This window comes from Enterobacter sp. Y17 (assembly GCF_019730495.1).
GTDB lineage: Bacteria > Pseudomonadota > Gammaproteobacteria > Enterobacterales > Enterobacteriaceae > Enterobacter > Enterobacter asburiae_B.
In genome coordinates this window covers 50,980-68,196 of sequence record NZ_JAASKP010000002.1, presented here as the reverse complement: position 1 = coordinate 68,196, position 17,217 = coordinate 50,980, and the positions used below count along the sequence as shown (strand labels likewise).

Sequence of the window (17,217 nt, the reverse complement as noted above, 5' to 3'; positions counted from 1 at the left end):
AAAGTGAGCACAAGAAGCCCCATATATGAAGAATGCAACGTTCTACCTTCTGGACAACGACACCCATCAGGATGGCCTCAGCGCCGTAGAACAGCTGGTGTGTGAAATTGCCGCAGAACGTTGGCGCGCAGGTAAACGCGTTCTGATTGCCTGTGAAGATGAACAGCAGGCGATTCGCCTGGATGAAGCGCTGTGGGCGCGCCCGCCGGAGAGTTTTGTGCCGCACAACCTGTCGGGCGAAGGCCCGCGCGGTGGAGCACCGGTTGAAATTGCCTGGCCGCAAAAGCGCAACAGCAGCGCGCGCGATATTCTGATTAGCCTGCGGATAGATTTTGCAGATTTTGCCACCGCTTTCACAGAAGTGGTAGACTTTGTCCCTTACGAAGAATCTTTAAAACAACTGGCGCGCGAACGCTATAAAGCGTACCGCCTGGCTGGTTTTAACCTGAATACGGCAACCTGGAAATAATGGAAAAGACATATAACCCACGCGATATCGAACAGCCGCTTTACGAGCACTGGGAACAGCAGGGCTATTTCAAGCCTAACGGCGACGAAAGCAAAGAGTCCTTCTGCATCATGATCCCGCCGCCGAACGTCACCGGCAGTTTGCATATGGGTCATGCTTTCCAGCAGACCATCATGGACACCATGATCCGCTATCAGCGTATGCAGGGTAAAAACACCCTGTGGCAGGCGGGGACTGACCACGCGGGTATCGCGACCCAGATGGTGGTTGAGCGTAAAATTGCCGCTGAAGAAGGAAAAACCCGCCACGACTACGGTCGCGACGCGTTCATCGACAAAATCTGGCAGTGGAAGGCGGAATCCGGCGGCACCATTACCCGTCAGATGCGCCGTCTCGGCAACTCCGTGGACTGGGAGCGCGAGCGCTTCACCATGGACGAAGGCCTGTCCAACGCCGTTAAAGAAGTCTTCGTCCGCCTGTACAAAGAAGACCTGATTTACCGCGGCAAACGCCTGGTAAACTGGGATCCAAAACTGCGCACCGCCATCTCTGACCTGGAAGTGGAAAACCGCGAGTCTAAAGGCTCCATGTGGCACATCCGCTATCCGCTGGCCGATGGCGCAAAAACCGCCGACGGCAAAGATTACCTGGTGGTCGCAACGACCCGTCCGGAAACCCTGCTGGGCGATACCGGCGTGGCCGTTAACCCGGAAGATCCGCGTTATAAAGATCTGATCGGCAAATTCGTGGTGCTGCCGCTGGTAAACCGCCGTATTCCGATTGTGGGCGACGAACACGCCGACATGGAAAAAGGCACCGGCTGCGTAAAAATCACCCCTGCGCACGACTTCAACGACTATGAAGTCGGCCGTCGTCACGCCCTGCCGATGATCAACATTCTTACCTTCGACGGCGATATCCGCGAAAGCGCAGAAGTGTACGACACCAAAGGCAACGAATCCGACGTTTACTCCAGCGACATCCCGGCTGAGTTCCAGAAGCTGGAGCGTTTTGCCGCGCGTAAAGCCATCGTGGCTGCCGTTGACGCGCTCGGCCTGCTGGAAGAGATCAAACCTCACGATCTGACCGTGCCGTACGGCGACCGTGGCGGCGTGGTTATCGAGCCAATGCTGACCGACCAGTGGTACGTGCGTGCCGACGTGCTGGCGAAACCGGCTGTCGAAGCGGTTGAAAACGGCAGCATTCAGTTCGTGCCGAAGCAGTACGAAAACATGTACTTCTCCTGGATGCGCGACATTCAGGACTGGTGTATCTCCCGTCAGCTGTGGTGGGGTCACCGTATTCCGGCGTGGTACGACAACGAAGGCAACGTTTACGTTGGCCGTAGCGAAGACGAAGTTCGTCAGGAAAACAACCTGAGCGCGAACGTTGCGCTGCGTCAGGACGAAGACGTGCTGGACACCTGGTTCTCCTCCGCGCTGTGGACCTTCTCCACCCTCGGCTGGCCAGAAAACACCGACGCGCTGCGTCAGTTCCACCCAACCAGCGTGATGGTGTCCGGCTTCGACATTATCTTCTTCTGGATTGCCCGCATGATCATGATGACCATGCACTTCATCAAAGACGAAGACGGCAAGCCGCAGGTTCCGTTCCATACCGTCTACATGACCGGTCTGATCCGCGACGACGAAGGCCAGAAAATGTCCAAGTCCAAGGGTAACGTTATTGACCCGCTGGACATGGTTGACGGTATCTCTCTGGAAGATCTGCTGGAAAAACGTACCGGCAACATGATGCAGCCGCAGCTGGCTGAGAAAATCCGCAAGCGTACCGAGAAGCAGTTCCCGAACGGGATCGAGTCTCACGGTACCGACGCCCTGCGCTTCACCCTGGCGGCACTGGCCTCAACCGGTCGTGACATCAACTGGGACATGAAGCGTCTGGAAGGTTACCGTAACTTCTGTAACAAGCTGTGGAACGCCAGCCGCTTCGTGCTGATGAATACCGAAGATCAGGATTGCGGCTTCAACGGCGGCGAGATGACGCTGTCTCTGGCAGACCGCTGGATCCTGGCGGAATTCAACCAGACGGTGAAAGCGTTCCGCGAGGCGCTGGACAGCTACCGCTTCGATATCGCGGCGGGCATCCTGTATGAATTCACCTGGAACCAGTTCTGCGACTGGTATCTGGAGCTGGCGAAGCCGGTGATGAACGGCGGCACTGAGGCGGAGCTGCGCGGCACGCGCAATACGCTGATTACCGTTCTGGAAGGTCTGCTGCGCCTGGCGCATCCGGTCATTCCATTCATCACCGAAACCATCTGGCAGCGCGTGAAGGTGATTGCAGGCATCAACGCCGATACCATCATGCTGCAGCCGTTCCCGGAATTCGATGCGGCCAAGGTTGATGAAGCGGCGTCCGCGGATACCGAGTGGCTGAAACAGGCGATCGTTGCGGTACGTAACATCCGTGCTGAAATGAACATCGCCCCAGGCAAACCGCTGGAGCTGCTGCTGCGTGGCTGCAGCGAGGCGGCCGTTCGTCGCGTCACCGAGAACAACACCTTCCTGAAAACCATGGCGCGTCTGGAAAGCATCACCGTGCTGCCTGCGGATGACAAAGGTCCGGTTTCCGTGACAAAAATCATCGACGGCGCCGAGCTGCTGATCCCAATGGCGGGCCTGATCGACAAAGACGCCGAGCTGGCTCGTCTGGCGAAAGAAGTGGCAAAAGTCGACGTGGAAATTGGCAAAATCGAAAGCAAGCTGGCGAACGAAGGCTTTGTCGCCCGCGCGCCGGAAGCGGTCATCGCGAAAGAGCGCGAGCGTCTGGTTGCCTTCGCCGATGCGAAGACCAAGCTGATCGAGCAGCAGGCGGTTATCGCAGCCCTGTAATGCTTTTACCCCTTACGCTTCAGGGCGTAAGGGGTATCCTTCCTGAAAACTCCTCGCTTGCACTCCCCTTTCTGCGGTGCTATTAACAGCAGTTATGTGTCAATTTTTGTAATGAGTAATGCTATGAGCGTGATTACCCCCGTCGCGACGACGATGCGCCGGATCGCTGAGCAGGATAACCCGGCAATCGCCGCCGTTATCCGCACCGTTTCTGCCGAATATGGCCTGACGGCTGACAAAGGCTACACGGTTGCCGACCCGAACCTGGACGAGCTTTACCAGCTCTACAGCCAGCCAGGGCATGCCTACTGGGTAATCGAGCTGAACGGTCAGGTTGTGGGCGGCGGCGGCGTGGCGCCCCTCAGCTGCAGCGAGCCGGATATCTGTGAGCTGCAGAAAATGTATTTTCTGCCAACGGCGCGCGGGCAAGGGCTGGCGAAAAAGCTGGCGCTGATGGCGCTGGACCACGCGCGCAAGCAGGGTTTTACCCGCTGCTACCTTGAAACAACCGCTTTCCTCAAAGAGGCCATCGGCCTGTATGAACATCTGGGCTTTGAGCATATCGATGCGCCGCTGGGCTGTACCGGCCACGTTGATTGCGAAGTCAGGATGCTGAAAAGTCTGTAACTTTCGTTCCTGCCCTCTTCTGTTAAGCGGCTGTAAACTGAATGCTCTACACTCTCAGTTCACACCACAACGGGGGAAACACGATGTCGAAGATAAAAAGCTACGCCGCACCGCAGGCGGGTGCAGAACTTGAGCTGTACGAGTACGATGCGGGCGAACTAAAAGCAGAAGACGTCGAAGTACAGGTTGATTACTGCGGGATCTGCCACTCGGATCTCTCGATGATCGACAACGAATGGGGCTTCTCGAGCTATCCGCTGGTTGCCGGGCACGAAGTCATTGGCCGCGTCGTGGCGCTCGGTAGCGCCGCGCAGGACAAAGGGCTGAAAGTGGGCCAGCGCGTGGGCATTGGCTGGACGGCACGCAGCTGCGGCCACTGCGATGCCTGTATCAGCGGCAATCAGATCAACTGCCTCGAAGGCGCCGTTCCCACCATTCTGAACAAGGGCGGTTTTGCCGATAAGCTGCGCGCCGACTGGCAATGGGTCATCCCGCTGCCGGACGGCATTGATATCGAATCCGCCGGTCCGCTGCTGTGCGGCGGTATCACCGTCTTCAAACCCCTGCTGATGCACCATATCACCGCCACCAGCCGCGTGGGCGTCATCGGTATTGGCGGTCTGGGCCATATCGCCATCAAGCTGCTGCACGCGATGGGCTGTGAAGTCACGGCGTTTAGCTCGAACCCGGCGAAAGAGAAAGAAGTGCTGGCGATGGGTGCGGATAAAGTCGTTAACAGCCGCGATCCTGATGCGCTGAACGCGCTGGCTGGGCAGTTTGACCTGATCATCAACACCGTTAACGTCGATCTCAACTGGCAGCCGTACTTTGAGGCGCTGGCCTACGGCGGTAACTTCCATACCGTAGGTGCCGTAATGAAGCCGCTGCCGGTTCCGGCGTTTACCCTGATCGGCGGGGATCGCAGCGTGTCAGGCTCCGCGACCGGTACGCCGTTTGAGTTGCGCAAGCTGATGAAGTTTGCCGGACGCACCAAAGTGGCGCCGACCACCGAACTGTATCCGATGTCGAAAATCAACGAAGCGATCCAGCACGTGCGTGACGGCAAAGCCCGCTACCGCGTGGTGTTGAAAGCGGATTTTTGATGTGACATTGGCGGGGAATGTGCGGCCTGATGCCCTCACCCCAACCCTCTCCCACAGGGAGAGGGCGCACACACTAAAAACGGTAACGATCGTTACCGTTTTGCATCTACCATGGCCTTAAACACCTCAGCCACCGCGACCGCACCGGGATCCATTACCCCATCCAGATTCTCTTTATTCACATACGATGAACGTCCCGCGCCGGCTTTCGCCATTTTCGCCGTTGCTTCGGCACCGTGCTGTGCGGCCTGCGCCGCTGCCTGAAGATCGCCATTCTTCAATGCTTCAAGCGCCGGTTGCAGCGCGTCGATCAGGGTACGATCGCCGAGATCTGCCCCACCGTACTGCTTCATCTGCGCCAGCCCGCTGAGCAATGCCTCGGGCAGCGGCTGACCATCGTGAAGCTTTTGCCCGGCCGCGGTGAAGAAGATCGACATCAGCACCCCGCTCGATCCGCCCATCACCGTCGCCAGCCGCTCGCCCACCAGCAACAGCAGCGTCGATACGTTATCAAGCGGGAGCTTGCGATCCTCCAGACGCTGCGCAATATCCCGCGCCCCTTGCGCAAAAGTGGAGCCGGTATCGCCGTCGCCCACTTTGGCATCCAGCGCGTTCAGTCGGTTTTCCAGCTGGAGCAGCGTTTTCGTCACCGAGGAGACATACTCGCCCACCCGCAGATTGTCCGACGGAGTGTATTCCACGCGATCGTGAATGGCGGTATGCGCCACGGTGCGCAGTGGCGCAAACGCCACGGGCTTCTGCCAGCCCAGCGTTTCGACCTCGGCGTGAATCGCCTTTTCAAAGAAGTCATTAAGCTTCAGCAGCGTGAGCGAAAAGCCCTTCATGTCCAGCGCGCTCACCAGCGGCGCGGGGCCTATCAGGTACGCGATCTCCTCTTTCAGCGCCGAATGCGCCAGCTCTTTGGTCAGCAGCGCCATCTCCAGCGCCGATACGCCGCCGAGATTGTTAATCAATACCGCAAACCGCCCTTCTCCCGCCTGCGCGCGTAACGGTGTCACCAGCGTGTCGATAATGGCTTTACTGTTCTGCGTATCCACGACGGAAGCACCGGGCTCGCCGTGAATGCCCAGCCCCAGCTCGACATGGCCCTGCTTAATGCGCCCCTCTTCCTCGTCGCTGCCCGGCAGGTTGCACGTTTGCATCGCAACGCCCAGGCTCCAGAGGTTATCGCAGGCCTGTTGCGCAATATCCCGCACCTCGCTTAGCGATTTACCGTGCTCCGCCGCATAGCCCGCAATCTTGTGCACCAGTGCCGTACCGGCAATACCGCGCGGCTGTTTGTTATCCGGCAGCGCGATATCGTCCGCCACGATCGCCATCTCCACCTTCAGGCCGTAGCGTTTGGCCTTTTCTGCCGCCAGACCAAAGTTCAGGCGATCGCCGGTGTAGTTTTTGACGATCAGCAGACAGCCGCGATCGCCCGTGACCGCCACAATGGCGTTCAGCACCGCATCCACGCTCGGCGAGGCAAACAGATCGCCACACACTGCCGCCGTCAGCATCCCTTTGCCAACAAACCCGGCGTGCGCGGGTTCGTGGCCTGAGCCGCCGCCGGAGATCACCGCCACGCGGCTTTTGTCCCAGTCGCCGCGTGCGACGATCCTGATGGCCGGATCGATATCAAGTTTGACGAGGTTTGCGTGTGGCGCAGAAAGCAGTATGCCTTCAATGGCATCGTTGACCAGCTGTTTGCGATCGTTAAAGAAGAATCTGGACATCGTTTCCCACTATTTTTGTGAACCGTATGCAAAAGCATAGTCCGCGCTGGATAATGCGCCGCAAAGTCAGGAATTTACTCAACCAAATTGCGGCCAGATTGCCTATACTCCCCCCAGGACAAAGAGAGGAAGCGCATCATGAGTACACCATTGTTAATTGCCAGGACGCTGGAAAAAGAGCTGTATTTACTGCCCTCGATGGCGAACCGCCACGGTCTCATCACCGGAGCGACCGGGACGGGGAAAACCGTCACCCTGCAAAAGCTGGCGGAGTCGCTTTCGGAGATTGGCGTACCGGTCTTTATGGCTGACGTGAAAGGCGATTTAACCGGTGTGGCTCAGGAAGGTACGGCCTCTGAGAAACTGCTCGAACGGCTGAAGAATATTGGCATCACGGACTGGACGCCGCATAACAATCCGGTGGTAGTGTGGGATATCTTTGGTGAGAAAGGCCACCCGGTGCGCGCTACCGTCTCCGATCTCGGCCCGCTGCTGCTGGCCCGTCTGCTTAACCTCAACGACGTGCAGTCCGGCGTGCTGAATATTATCTTCCGCATTGCCGACGATCAGGGGCTGCTGCTGCTTGATTTCAAAGATCTGCGCGCCATTACCCAGTACATCGGCGATAACGCCAAATCCTTCCAGAACCAGTACGGCAATATCAGCAGCGCCTCGGTGGGTGCCATTCAGCGCGGGTTACTGACGCTGGAGCAACAGGGCGCCGAGCACTTCTTCGGCGAGCCGATGCTGGATATCAAAGACTGGATGCGCACCGACAGCAGCGGCAAAGGCATCATCAACATTCTGAGCTCCGAGAAGCTCTACCAGATGCCAAAGCTCTACGCCGCCAGCCTGCTGTGGATGCTCTCCGAACTGTACGAACAGTTACCCGAAGCGGGCGATCTGGAAAAACCGAAGCTGGTCTTCTTCTTCGACGAAGCGCACCTGCTGTTTAACGACGCGCCGCAGGTCTTGCTGGATAAGATTGAACAGGTCATTCGCCTGATCCGCTCCAAAGGCGTTGGCGTCTGGTTTGTCTCGCAAAACCCATCGGACATTCCGGATAACGTTCTCGGCCAGCTCGGTAACCGCGTGCAGCACGCCCTGCGCGCCTTTACGCCGAAGGATCAGAAAGCGGTGAAAGCCGCCGCGCAAACCATGCGCGCCAACCCTGCCTTTGATACCGAAGCGGCGATTCAGGCGTTAGGCACCGGTGAAGCGCTGATCTCGTTCCTGGATGCGAAGGGCAGCCCGTCCGTGGTGGAACGCGCCATGGTGATCGCGCCCTGCTCGCGCATGGGGCCCGTTACCGACGATGAACGTAACGGCCTGATTAACCACTCTCCGGTTTACGGAAAGTACGAAGACGAGGTTGATCGCGAGTCCGCGTTCGAGATGCTGCAAAAAGGGGTGCAGGCGACAACGGAGTCGCAGGATGCGCCTGCCGCTAAAGGACAGTCCGTCGCCGTGGATGACGGTATTCTCGGGGGGCTCAAAGACATCCTGTTCGGCAGCACCGGGCCGCGTGGCGGCAAGCGCGACGGCGTGGTACAGACCATGGCGAAAAGCGCGGCGCGGCAGGTCACCAATCAGATAGTGCGCGGCATGCTGGGAAGTCTGTTAGGCGGCCGTCGCCGGTAGACGGGGAACCCACGGGCGGCCAAGCGCTGAACCCTGCACACCGTTCTCCTGCAGATAGCGGTCGATTTCCACCATCCCCGTCCAGCGGTTCTCACACCATAGCGGTGCCAGAAGCGTTGGACGGCGGGCGCTGGCCGAGATGCGATGGTAGACGATTTCCGGCGGGGTGTGGCGAATCATCTCCCCCGCCGTCACCGTATAGTCTTCAAGCTCAATTCCGCTTAACCGCCCGGCTTCCCAGGCTTTCGCCATAATGCTTCCCGTAACGATATGCAGCGGGTGCAGCTTAATGCCGTCCACGCCGGTTTCAACCACCTTTTCCAGCGTCTCCAGGCCGTGCTGCTGCCCTTCACCCGGCAAGCCGACAATCAGATGCGAGCAGACCTTCAGCCCGCGCTCGCGGGCCAGGCGCGTGGTGCGCTGGTAGCAGGCGAAATCATGGCCACGGTTAATACGGTGCAGGGTTTTGTCATGCGCGGTCTGCAAGCCCAGCTCCAGCCAGATCTCGTAGCCTTGTTCTTTGTACTCGCTGAGCAGGTCCAGCACCGCGTCCGGTACGCAGTCCGGGCGCGTGCCCACGCACAGCCCAACGATGTTAGCCTGGCTGACGGCCTGCTGATACATAGAGCGCAGCACCTGCACCTCCGCCCACGTGCTGGTGTAGGCCTGAAAATAGGCCAGATACTGCTTCGCGCGGTTCACCAGGCTCGCCTGATGGGCAAGCTGTTCAGCGATAGATTTATGCTGCTGGGCTTCGTCAGCAAAGGACGCAACGTTACAGAAGGTGCAGCCGCCGCGCCCGATGGTGCCATCGCGATTCGGGCAGCTAAACCCGCCGTGCAGCGTCAGCTTATGAACCTTTTGCCCGTACCGCTGCAAAAGATCCCCACCAAACATATTGACTAATTTCTGTAACTGCATAATCTGATAGACCGTCCCGGAGAAAGGGGACAAGCCTGCCACTTTTAGCCTCTGTCGGCGATGACCTGGATCAATCGTCCCGGACGGCCTTTATCTATATGAATAAATACTCAGGATTACTGCAATTTCATTCACGCCATTCGTGATTACTTTTCCTTATGTTCTGATTGTTTTTTTCATTTATAGCGCCACCACTGAAAAACAGTGGGTTTATGCGGGTTTTCAGCCGATACCAGATTATTATTCTGCTATAAAACTGCTATTCAGCACGCTACATTGATAATACCGCTTTCATATAGTGAGTCAGATCACACTCCGCTGCGTCCTGCCAGGGCATACATTCAATGTAAAAATAGTTAAATAACATTTACTTTCAAAGATATAAGCGCTCTTTAGCACATTTTTGTATAAATAAGATTGCCATTTGACCTGTGTACCAATTCCCGATAAGTTGGAAATCCGCTGGAAGCTTTCTGGATGAGCGGCCTGCTCATCATATTTATGCAGTAATTGAGATTCCCTCTGAAGCAAGTCCTCAAACTTGTTTACCTGCGCGAAAGGATGAAAAAGAGGGCGAATGCGAGGTCCGCGTATGAAACGCAAACCCCGTCGCCATGCTCTTTCTGTGCCTGTGCGCCACGGTAAAGTTCAGTGGGAAGCCCGACGAGCCTGGGGAGGTTCACTGATATGTTGTACGATAAATCCCTTGAGAAGGATAACTGTGGTTTCGGCCTGATCGCCCACATAGAAGGCGAACCTAGCCACAAGGTAGTGCGTACTGCTATTCACGCACTGGCCCGAATGCAGCACCGTGGCGCTATTCTTGCCGATGGTAAAACCGGCGACGGTTGCGGCCTGCTGCTGCAAAAACCGGATCGTTTCTTCCGCATCGTGGCGGAAGAGCGCGGCTGGCGTTTAGCCAAAAACTACGCTATCGGCATGCTGTTCCTGAATCAGGATCCTGAAAAGGCTGCCGCCTCACGCCGCATCGTCGAAGAAGAACTTCAGCGTGAAACCCTGTCGATTGTCGGCTGGCGCAATGTGCCAACCAACGAAGGGGTGCTCGGTGAAATCGCCCTCTCCTCGCTGCCTCGTATTGAACAGATTTTCGTTAATGCGCCTGCGGGCTGGCGTCCGCGTGATATGGAACGCCGTCTGTTTATCGCCCGCCGCCGCATTGAAAAACGTCTCCAGGACGATAAAGAGTTCTACGTTTGTAGCCTCTCTAACCTGGTGAACATCTATAAGGGTCTGTGTATGCCGGCTGACCTGCCGCGCTTCTACCTGGACCTGGCGGACCTGCGTCTGGAATCGGCCATTTGCCTGTTCCACCAGCGCTTCTCCACCAACACCGTTCCACGCTGGCCGCTGGCTCAGCCGTTCCGCTACCTGGCGCACAACGGCGAGATCAACACCATCACCGGTAACCGCCAGTGGGCCCGCGCCCGTACCTATAAGTTCCAGACGCCGCTGATCCCCGATCTGCACGATGCCGCGCCGTTCGTGAACGAAACCGGCTCTGACTCCAGCTCCATGGATAACATGCTGGAACTGCTGCTGGCGGGCGGGATGGACATCGTGCGCGCCATGCGTCTGCTCGTGCCACCGGCCTGGCAGAACAACCCGGATATGGACCCTGAGCTGCGCGCGTTCTTCGACTTTAACTCCATGCACATGGAGCCGTGGGACGGCCCGGCGGGCATCGTCATGTCCGACGGCCGCTTCGCCGCCTGTAACCTGGACCGTAACGGTCTGCGTCCGGCGCGCTACGTTATCACCAAAGACAAGCTCATCACCTGCGCCTCTGAAGTCGGTATCTGGGATTACCAGCCTGACGAAGTGGTCGAGAAAGGCCGCGTCGGCCCGGGCGAGCTGATGGTGATCGACACCCGCGGCGGGCGCATTCTGCACTCTGCCGAAACCGATCACGACCTGAAAAGCCGCCATCCGTACAAAGAGTGGATGGAGAAAAACGTCCGTCGCCTCGTGCCGTTCGAAGATTTATCGGATGAAGAAGTGGGTCGCCGCGAACTGGACGACGATACGCTTGCAAGCTTCCAGAAACAGTTTAACTACAGCGCGGAAGAGCTGGACTCTGTTATTCGTGTACTGGGTGAAAACGGCCAGGAAGCGGTCGGCTCTATGGGGGACGATACCCCGTTTGCCGTGCTCTCCAGCCAGCCGCGCATCATTTACGATTACTTCCGTCAGCAGTTCGCGCAGGTGACCAACCCGCCGATCGACCCGCTGCGCGAAGCGCATGTGATGTCGCTGGCCACCAGCATCGGTCGCGAGATGAATGTCTTCTGCGAGGCCGAAGGCCAGGCGCACCGTCTGACCTTTAAATCACCGATCCTGCTGTACTCCGATTTCAAACAGCTCACCACCATGAAAGAGGAGCACTACCGCGCCGACACGCTCGATATTACCTTCGACGTGACCGAAGCGAGCCTCGAAGAGACGGTGAATGCGCTGTGTGACAAAGCCGAACAGATGGTGCGTAACGGTACCGTTCTGCTGGTGCTGTCCGACCGCAATATTGCGAAAAACCGTCTGCCGGTGCCTGCCCCGATGGCGGTTGGCGCTATCCAGACGCGTCTGGTCGACAAGAGCCTGCGCTGCGACGCCAACATCATTGTTGAAACCGCCAGCGCCCGCGACCCGCACCACTTTGCCGTGCTGTTAGGCTTCGGCGCGACGGCGATCTACCCGTATCTGGCCTACGAAACGCTGGCACGCCTGGTGGATACCCGCGCGATCGACAAAGATTACCGCGCGGTGATGCTGAACTACCGTAACGGCATCAACAAAGGCCTGTACAAGATCATGTCCAAAATGGGCATCTCGACCATTGCCTCCTACCGCTGTTCGAAGCTGTTTGAAGCGGTCGGCCTGCATGACGAGGTCGCCAACCTCTGCTTCCAGGGCGTGGTCAGCCGCATCGGCGGTGCCGGTTTTGCTGACTTCCAGCAGGATCTGGTGAACCTGTCCAAACGCGCCTGGCTGGCACGTAAGCCGCTGGATCAGGGCGGTCTGCTGAAATACGTTCATGGCGGCGAGTATCATGCCTATAACCCGGACGTGGTGCGCACGCTGCAGCAGGCGGTTCAGAGCGGTGAATACAGCGATTACCAGCAGTACGCTGAGCTGGTAAACAACCGTCCGGCGGCAACGCTGCGCGACCTCATTGCCCTCAATCCGGGCGATGAAGCGGTCAGCATTGACGACGTTGAGCCTGCATCGGAACTGTTCAAACGCTTCGATACCGCAGCGATGTCCATCGGCGCGCTGAGCCCGGAAGCCCACGAAGCGCTGGCGGAAGCCATGAACAGCATCGGCGGTAACTCCAACTCCGGCGAAGGCGGTGAAGATCCGGCGCGTTACGGCACCAACAAAGTGTCCCGTATCAAGCAGGTGGCATCCGGTCGCTTTGGCGTGACGCCTGCGTACCTGGTCAACGCCGACGTGATCCAGATTAAAGTCGCTCAGGGTGCTAAACCGGGCGAAGGCGGCCAGCTGCCGGGTGATAAAGTTACTCCGTACATCGCCAAACTGCGCTATTCCGTGCCGGGCGTGACGCTGATCTCCCCGCCGCCGCACCACGATATCTACTCTATCGAGGACCTGGCGCAGCTGATTTTCGACCTGAAGCAGGTCAACCCGAAGGCGATGATCTCCGTGAAGCTGGTTTCCGAACCGGGCGTCGGCACCATCGCGACCGGCGTGGCGAAAGCCTATGCGGATCTCATCACCATCGCCGGCTATGACGGCGGCACCGGCGCAAGCCCGCTCTCCTCCGTGAAATATGCGGGCTGCCCGTGGGAGCTTGGCCTGGTGGAAACCCAGCAGGCGCTGGTGGCTAACGGTCTGCGTCACAAGATACGCCTGCAGGTGGACGGCGGCCTGAAAACCGGCCTCGACATCATCAAAGCGGCGATCCTCGGCGCGGAAAGCTTCGGCTTCGGTACCGGCCCAATGGTTGCGCTCGGCTGTAAATACCTGCGTATTTGCCACCTGAACAACTGCGCAACCGGTGTGGCTACCCAGGACGAGAAGCTGCGTAAGAACCACTATCACGGTCTGCCGTTCAAAGTGACCAACTACTTTGACTTCATCGCCCGCGAAACCCGCGAGCTGATGGCGCAGCTGGGCGTGAAGCGTCTGGTGGACCTGATTGGCCGTACCGACCTGCTGAAAGAGCTGGAAGGATTCACGGCGAAGCAGCAGAAGCTTGAGCTGTCTAAGCTGCTGGAAACCGCGCAGCCGCACCCTGGCAAAGCGGTCTACTGCACCGAGAACAACCCGCCATTTGATAACGGCGTGCTGAACGCGCAGCTGTTGCAGCAGGCGAAACCGTACGTGGACGACAAGCAGAGCAAAACGTTCTGGTTTGATATCCGCAACACCGACCGCTCCGTGGGCGCCTCCCTTTCCGGCTACATCGCGCAGACGCACGGTGACCAGGGGCTGGCAGCGGATCCGATTACCGCGCACTTCAGCGGTACCGCGGGTCAGAGCTTCGGCGTATGGAACGCAGGCGGCGTTGAGCTGTACCTGACCGGCGATGCCAACGACTACGTCGGTAAAGGCATGGCGGGCGGTCTGCTGGCGGTGCGTCCTCCGGTTGGCTCAGCCTTCCGCAGCCATGAAGCCAGCATCATCGGTAACACCTGCCTGTACGGCGCGACCGGCGGTCGTCTGTTTGCAGCAGGCCGTGCGGGCGAGCGTTTTGCGGTGCGTAACTCCGGTGCTATCACCGTGGTGGAAGGCATTGGCGATAACGGTTGTGAATACATGACGGGCGGGATTGTTTGCGTTCTGGGTAAAACCGGCGTGAACTTCGGCGCGGGCATGACGGGCGGTTTTGCGTATGTCCTGGATGAAGACGGTGAGTTCCGCAAACGCGTGAACCCGGAGCTGGTGGAAGTGCTGGACGTTGATACGCTGGCTATCCATGAAGAACACCTGCGCGGTTTGATTACCGAACACGTGCAGCATACCGGTTCTTCGCGCGGCGAAGAGATCCTGGCGAACTGGCCAGCGTTCTCTGCGAAATTCGCGCTGGTTAAGCCGAAGTCCAGCGATGTTAAAGCCCTGTTGGGTCACCGTAGTCGTAGCGCAGCAGAGCTGCGCGTGCAGGCGCAGTAAGGAATTCAGATGAGCCAGAACGTATACCAGTTTATCGACCTGCAGCGTGTTGATCCGCCAAAGAAACCGCTGAAGATCCGCAAAATTGAATTTGTTGAAATCTACGAGCCGTTTTCAGAAGGCCAGGCCAAGGCACAGGCAGACCGCTGCCTGTCCTGCGGTAACCCTTACTGCGAATGGAAATGTCCGGTACACAACTACATCCCGAACTGGCTGAAGCTGGCTAACGAAGGACGTATTTTTGAAGCAGCCGAGCTGTCTCACCAGACCAACACCCTGCCGGAAGTGTGCGGCCGCGTGTGTCCTCAGGACCGTCTGTGCGAAGGCTCCTGTACGCTGAACGACGAGTTCGGCGCGGTGACCATCGGCAACATTGAGCGCTATATCAATGATAAAGCGTTCGAGATGGGCTGGCGTCCGGATATGACCGGCGTGAAGCAAACCGACAAGCGCGTGGCAATCATCGGCGCGGGCCCGGCGGGCCTGGCCTGTGCGGACGTGCTGACCCGCAACGGCGTGAAGGCGGTGGTCTTTGACCGCCATCCGGAAATCGGCGGTCTGCTGACCTTCGGTATCCCTGCCTTCAAGCTGGAAAAAGAGGTCATGACCCGTCGCCGTGAAATCTTCACCGGCATGGGCATTGAGTTCAAACTGAACGTGGAAGTGGGCCGCGACGTGCAGCTCGACGACCTGCTGAAGGATTACGACGCCGTGTTCCTTGGCGTGGGCACCTATCAGTCCATGCGCGGCGGTCTGGAGAACGAAGACGCGCCGGGCGTGTACGACGCGCTGCCGTTCCTGATTGCCAACACCAAGCAGATCATGGGCTACGGTGAAACCGCCGATGAGCCGTTCGTCAGCATGGAAGGCAAACGCGTGGTTGTACTGGGCGGCGGTGATACCGCGATGGACTGCGTGCGTACCTCCATTCGTCAGAATGCGGCACACGTGATCTGCGCCTACCGTCGTGACGAAGAGAACATGCCGGGCTCTAAACGCGAAGTGAAAAACGCGCGTGAAGAGGGCGTGGAGTTCCAGTTCAACATCCAGCCTCTGGGTATTGAAGTGAATGCCAACGGTAAAGTGAGCGGCGTGAAGATGGCGCGCACTGAGATGGGCGCACCGGATGCGAAAGGCCGTCGTCGCGCCGAGATCGTCGCCGGTTCTGAGCACGTGATCCCGGCCGATGCCGTGGTGATGGCGTTCGGCTTCCGTCCTCACAGCATGGAATGGCTGGCGAAGCACAGCGTTGAGCTGGATTCGCAGGGCCGCGTGATTGCGCCAGAAGGCAGCGACAACGCATTCCAGACCAGCAACCCGAAAATCTTCGCCGGTGGCGATATTGTTCGCGGTTCTGACCTGGTGGTAACGGCGATTGCCGAAGGTCGTAAAGCGGCTGACGGGATCCTGAACTACCTGGAAGTGTAAAAAAAAACAGGCCCGATTGGGCCTGTTTTTTATTTCACGACGCGAAGAGCCGGACGACCACCGCGCGGAGGCGGATCGTCATCAGGGTCATTGTCGTCGTGACGATCGGGTTTATCACCATCGATAAGTGACATCACCGTGTCGCTTTCGCGCTCATCGGATGCGTTGTCATCATTCAGGCTGGCAACATCTTCATCATACGCCGCTTCCGGCTCGAACATGGTACCCGCACCGTTTTCACGCGCGTAGATAGCCAGCACGGCTGCCAGAGGTACGGAAACCTGACGCGGCACGCCGCCGAAACGCGCGTTGAAGCGCACTTCATCGTTTGCCAGCTCCAGGTTACCCACCGCACGCGGCGCAATGTTCAGTACGATCTGCCCGTCACGCGCATATTCCATAGGAACCAGCACACCCGGCAACGTCACATCCACAACCAGGTGCGGCGTGAGCTGGTTATCCAGCAGCCATTCATAGAAGGCGCGCAGCAGATAAGGACGGCGTGGGGTAAGTTGTGACATTTCCACAGTCATTAGCCTCGGCCGAGACGCATTTCACGTTCCGGTTCAGTTAAGGATGCCAGGAAAGAGTCGCGTTCAAATACGCGAGTCATATAGCCCTTCAGCTCTTTCGCGCCAGGACCGCTGAACTCTACGCCCAGGGTTGGCAGACGCCACAGCAGTGGTGCCAGGTAGCAATCCACCAGGCTGAACTCATCGCTCAGGAAGAATGGTTTCTGACCAAACACAGGAGCGATCGCCAGCAGCTCTTCACGCAGTTGTTTACGTGCAGCGTCAGCTTCAGAAGCAGAACCGCTGGTAATCACGTTCATCAGCGAGTACCAGTCTTTTTCGATACGCTGCATGTACAGGCGGCTTTCACCACGCGCGACAGGGTAAACAGGCATCAGTGGCGGATGCGGGAAACGCTCATCCAGATATTCCATAATGATACGGGATTCCCACAGGGTCAGCTCGCGATCCACCAGCGTCGGTACGCTTTGGCTCGGGTTGAGATCGATCAGATCCTGAGGCGGGTTATCCTTTTCCACATGCTCGATCTCAAAACTGACACCCTTCTCGGCCAGCACGATACGAACCTGATGGCTATAAATGTCAGTAGGACCAGAAAACAGCGTCATTACCGAACGTTTGTTGGCAGCGACAGCCATGAAAACCTCCAGGTATATTCAGAATTTTTACTGCTACCAGCCCAACAGGGGCCAGCCAGATGTTGTATCGCCCATCCCAGAGAAAACACATTGTTCAAGAAACGAACAAAAATCG

At 58.0% G+C, this 17,217-nt stretch carries 11 protein-coding genes; 7 read left to right on the top strand and 4 right to left on the bottom strand.

Annotated features, from left to right (window positions below; all coding sequences use genetic code 11):
• Positions 1-25: 25 nt before the first annotated feature.
• The 4 genes from holC to HCH49_RS14540 all read left to right on the top strand — a co-directional run bounded on the left by holC (position 26) and on the right by HCH49_RS14540 (position 5,054).
• The gene (gene holC / locus HCH49_RS14555; protein ID WP_008502815.1) at positions 26-469 is read left to right on the top strand and encodes a DNA polymerase III subunit chi; all 444 of its coding nucleotides are present in this window, start codon (positions 26-28) and stop codon (positions 467-469) included.
• Positions 469-3,324, top strand: a complete 2,856-nt coding sequence (locus HCH49_RS14550; RefSeq protein ID WP_221702920.1) for a valine--tRNA ligase — start codon at positions 469-471, stop codon at positions 3,322-3,324. The genes holC and HCH49_RS14550 overlap by 1 nt, the downstream gene beginning before the upstream one ends.
• Positions 3,325-3,447: 123 nt before the next feature.
• Complete coding sequence (locus tag HCH49_RS14545) at positions 3,448-3,951, top strand: GNAT family N-acetyltransferase (RefSeq protein WP_033146756.1); 504 nt, start codon at positions 3,448-3,450, stop codon at positions 3,949-3,951.
• An 83-nt stretch (positions 3,952-4,034) separates the two neighbouring features.
• Positions 4,035-5,054: an NAD(P)-dependent alcohol dehydrogenase gene (locus tag HCH49_RS14540; protein WP_213730045.1), complete on the top strand. Its 1,020-nt coding sequence runs from the start codon at positions 4,035-4,037 to the stop codon at positions 5,052-5,054.
• A gap of 92 nt (positions 5,055-5,146) precedes the next feature.
• On the opposite strand, the gene HCH49_RS14535 is transcribed toward HCH49_RS14540, so the two are convergent.
• Positions 5,147-6,793, bottom strand: a complete 1,647-nt coding sequence (locus HCH49_RS14535; protein ID WP_033146758.1) for a dihydroxyacetone kinase subunit DhaK — start codon at positions 6,791-6,793, stop codon at positions 5,147-5,149.
• Positions 6,794-6,931: 138 nt separating this feature from the next.
• Here HCH49_RS14535 and HCH49_RS14530 point away from each other — a divergent pair, with 138 nt between their 5' ends.
• Positions 6,932-8,434 (top strand): helicase HerA-like C-terminal domain-containing protein, encoded by a 1,503-nt coding sequence (locus HCH49_RS14530; protein ID WP_033146759.1) that lies wholly within the window; start codon positions 6,932-6,934, stop codon positions 8,432-8,434.
• On the opposite strand, the gene HCH49_RS14525 is transcribed toward HCH49_RS14530, so the two are convergent.
• The gene (locus tag HCH49_RS14525; protein WP_101744690.1) at positions 8,414-9,355 is read right to left on the bottom strand and encodes a TIGR01212 family radical SAM protein; all 942 of its coding nucleotides are present in this window, start codon (positions 9,353-9,355) and stop codon (positions 8,414-8,416) included. The two genes, HCH49_RS14530 and HCH49_RS14525, sit on opposite strands and share 21 nt — an antisense overlap.
• Positions 9,356-10,042: 687 nt before the next feature.
• Here HCH49_RS14525 and gltB point away from each other — a divergent pair.
• Together gltB and gltD are read left to right on the top strand one after the other, a co-directional pair.
• Entirely contained in the window at positions 10,043-14,503 is a 4,461-nt protein-coding gene (gltB, locus tag HCH49_RS14520; RefSeq protein WP_221702919.1) for a glutamate synthase large subunit, read from the top strand.
• Positions 14,504-14,512: 9 nt separating this feature from the next.
• A complete protein-coding gene (gene gltD / locus HCH49_RS14515) occupies positions 14,513-15,931 on the top strand; it encodes a glutamate synthase subunit GltD (RefSeq protein WP_023309377.1) in 1,419 nt (472 codons plus the stop codon).
• A gap of 29 nt (positions 15,932-15,960) precedes the next feature.
• Here gltD and sspB read toward each other — a convergent pair whose 3' ends face one another.
• Positions 15,961-16,458: a ClpXP protease specificity-enhancing factor gene (gene sspB, locus HCH49_RS14510; RefSeq protein WP_029740078.1), complete on the bottom strand. Its 498-nt coding sequence runs from the start codon at positions 16,456-16,458 to the stop codon at positions 15,961-15,963.
• Between the two features lie 5 nt (positions 16,459-16,463).
• Entirely contained in the window at positions 16,464-17,102 is a 639-nt protein-coding gene (gene sspA, locus HCH49_RS14505; RefSeq protein ID WP_014885418.1) for a stringent starvation protein SspA, read from the bottom strand.
• Between the last annotated feature and the right edge of the window lie 115 nt (positions 17,103-17,217).

Excerpts from the sequence above, each read along its gene's own strand:
- gltB (WP_221702919.1), top strand. The coding sequence starts at position 10,043 with ATGTTGTACGATAAATCCCTTGAGAAGGATAACTGTGGTTTCGGCCTG.
- HCH49_RS14545 (WP_033146756.1), top strand. The coding sequence starts at position 3,448 with ATGAGCGTGATTACCCCCGTCGCGACGACGATGCGCCGGATCGCTGAG.
- HCH49_RS14530 (WP_033146759.1), top strand. The coding sequence starts at position 6,932 with ATGAGTACACCATTGTTAATTGCCAGGACGCTGGAAAAAGAGCTGTAT.
- HCH49_RS14525 (WP_101744690.1), bottom strand. The coding sequence starts at position 9,355 with ATGCAGTTACAGAAATTAGTCAATATGTTTGGTGGGGATCTTTTGCAG.
- HCH49_RS14550 (WP_221702920.1), top strand. The coding sequence starts at position 469 with ATGGAAAAGACATATAACCCACGCGATATCGAACAGCCGCTTTACGAG.
- holC (WP_008502815.1), top strand. The coding sequence starts at position 26 with ATGAAGAATGCAACGTTCTACCTTCTGGACAACGACACCCATCAGGAT.
- gltD (WP_023309377.1), top strand. The coding sequence starts at position 14,513 with ATGAGCCAGAACGTATACCAGTTTATCGACCTGCAGCGTGTTGATCCG.
- sspA (WP_014885418.1), bottom strand. The coding sequence starts at position 17,102 with ATGGCTGTCGCTGCCAACAAACGTTCGGTAATGACGCTGTTTTCTGGT.
- HCH49_RS14535 (WP_033146758.1), bottom strand. The coding sequence starts at position 6,793 with ATGTCCAGATTCTTCTTTAACGATCGCAAACAGCTGGTCAACGATGCC.
- HCH49_RS14540 (WP_213730045.1), top strand. The coding sequence starts at position 4,035 with ATGTCGAAGATAAAAAGCTACGCCGCACCGCAGGCGGGTGCAGAACTT.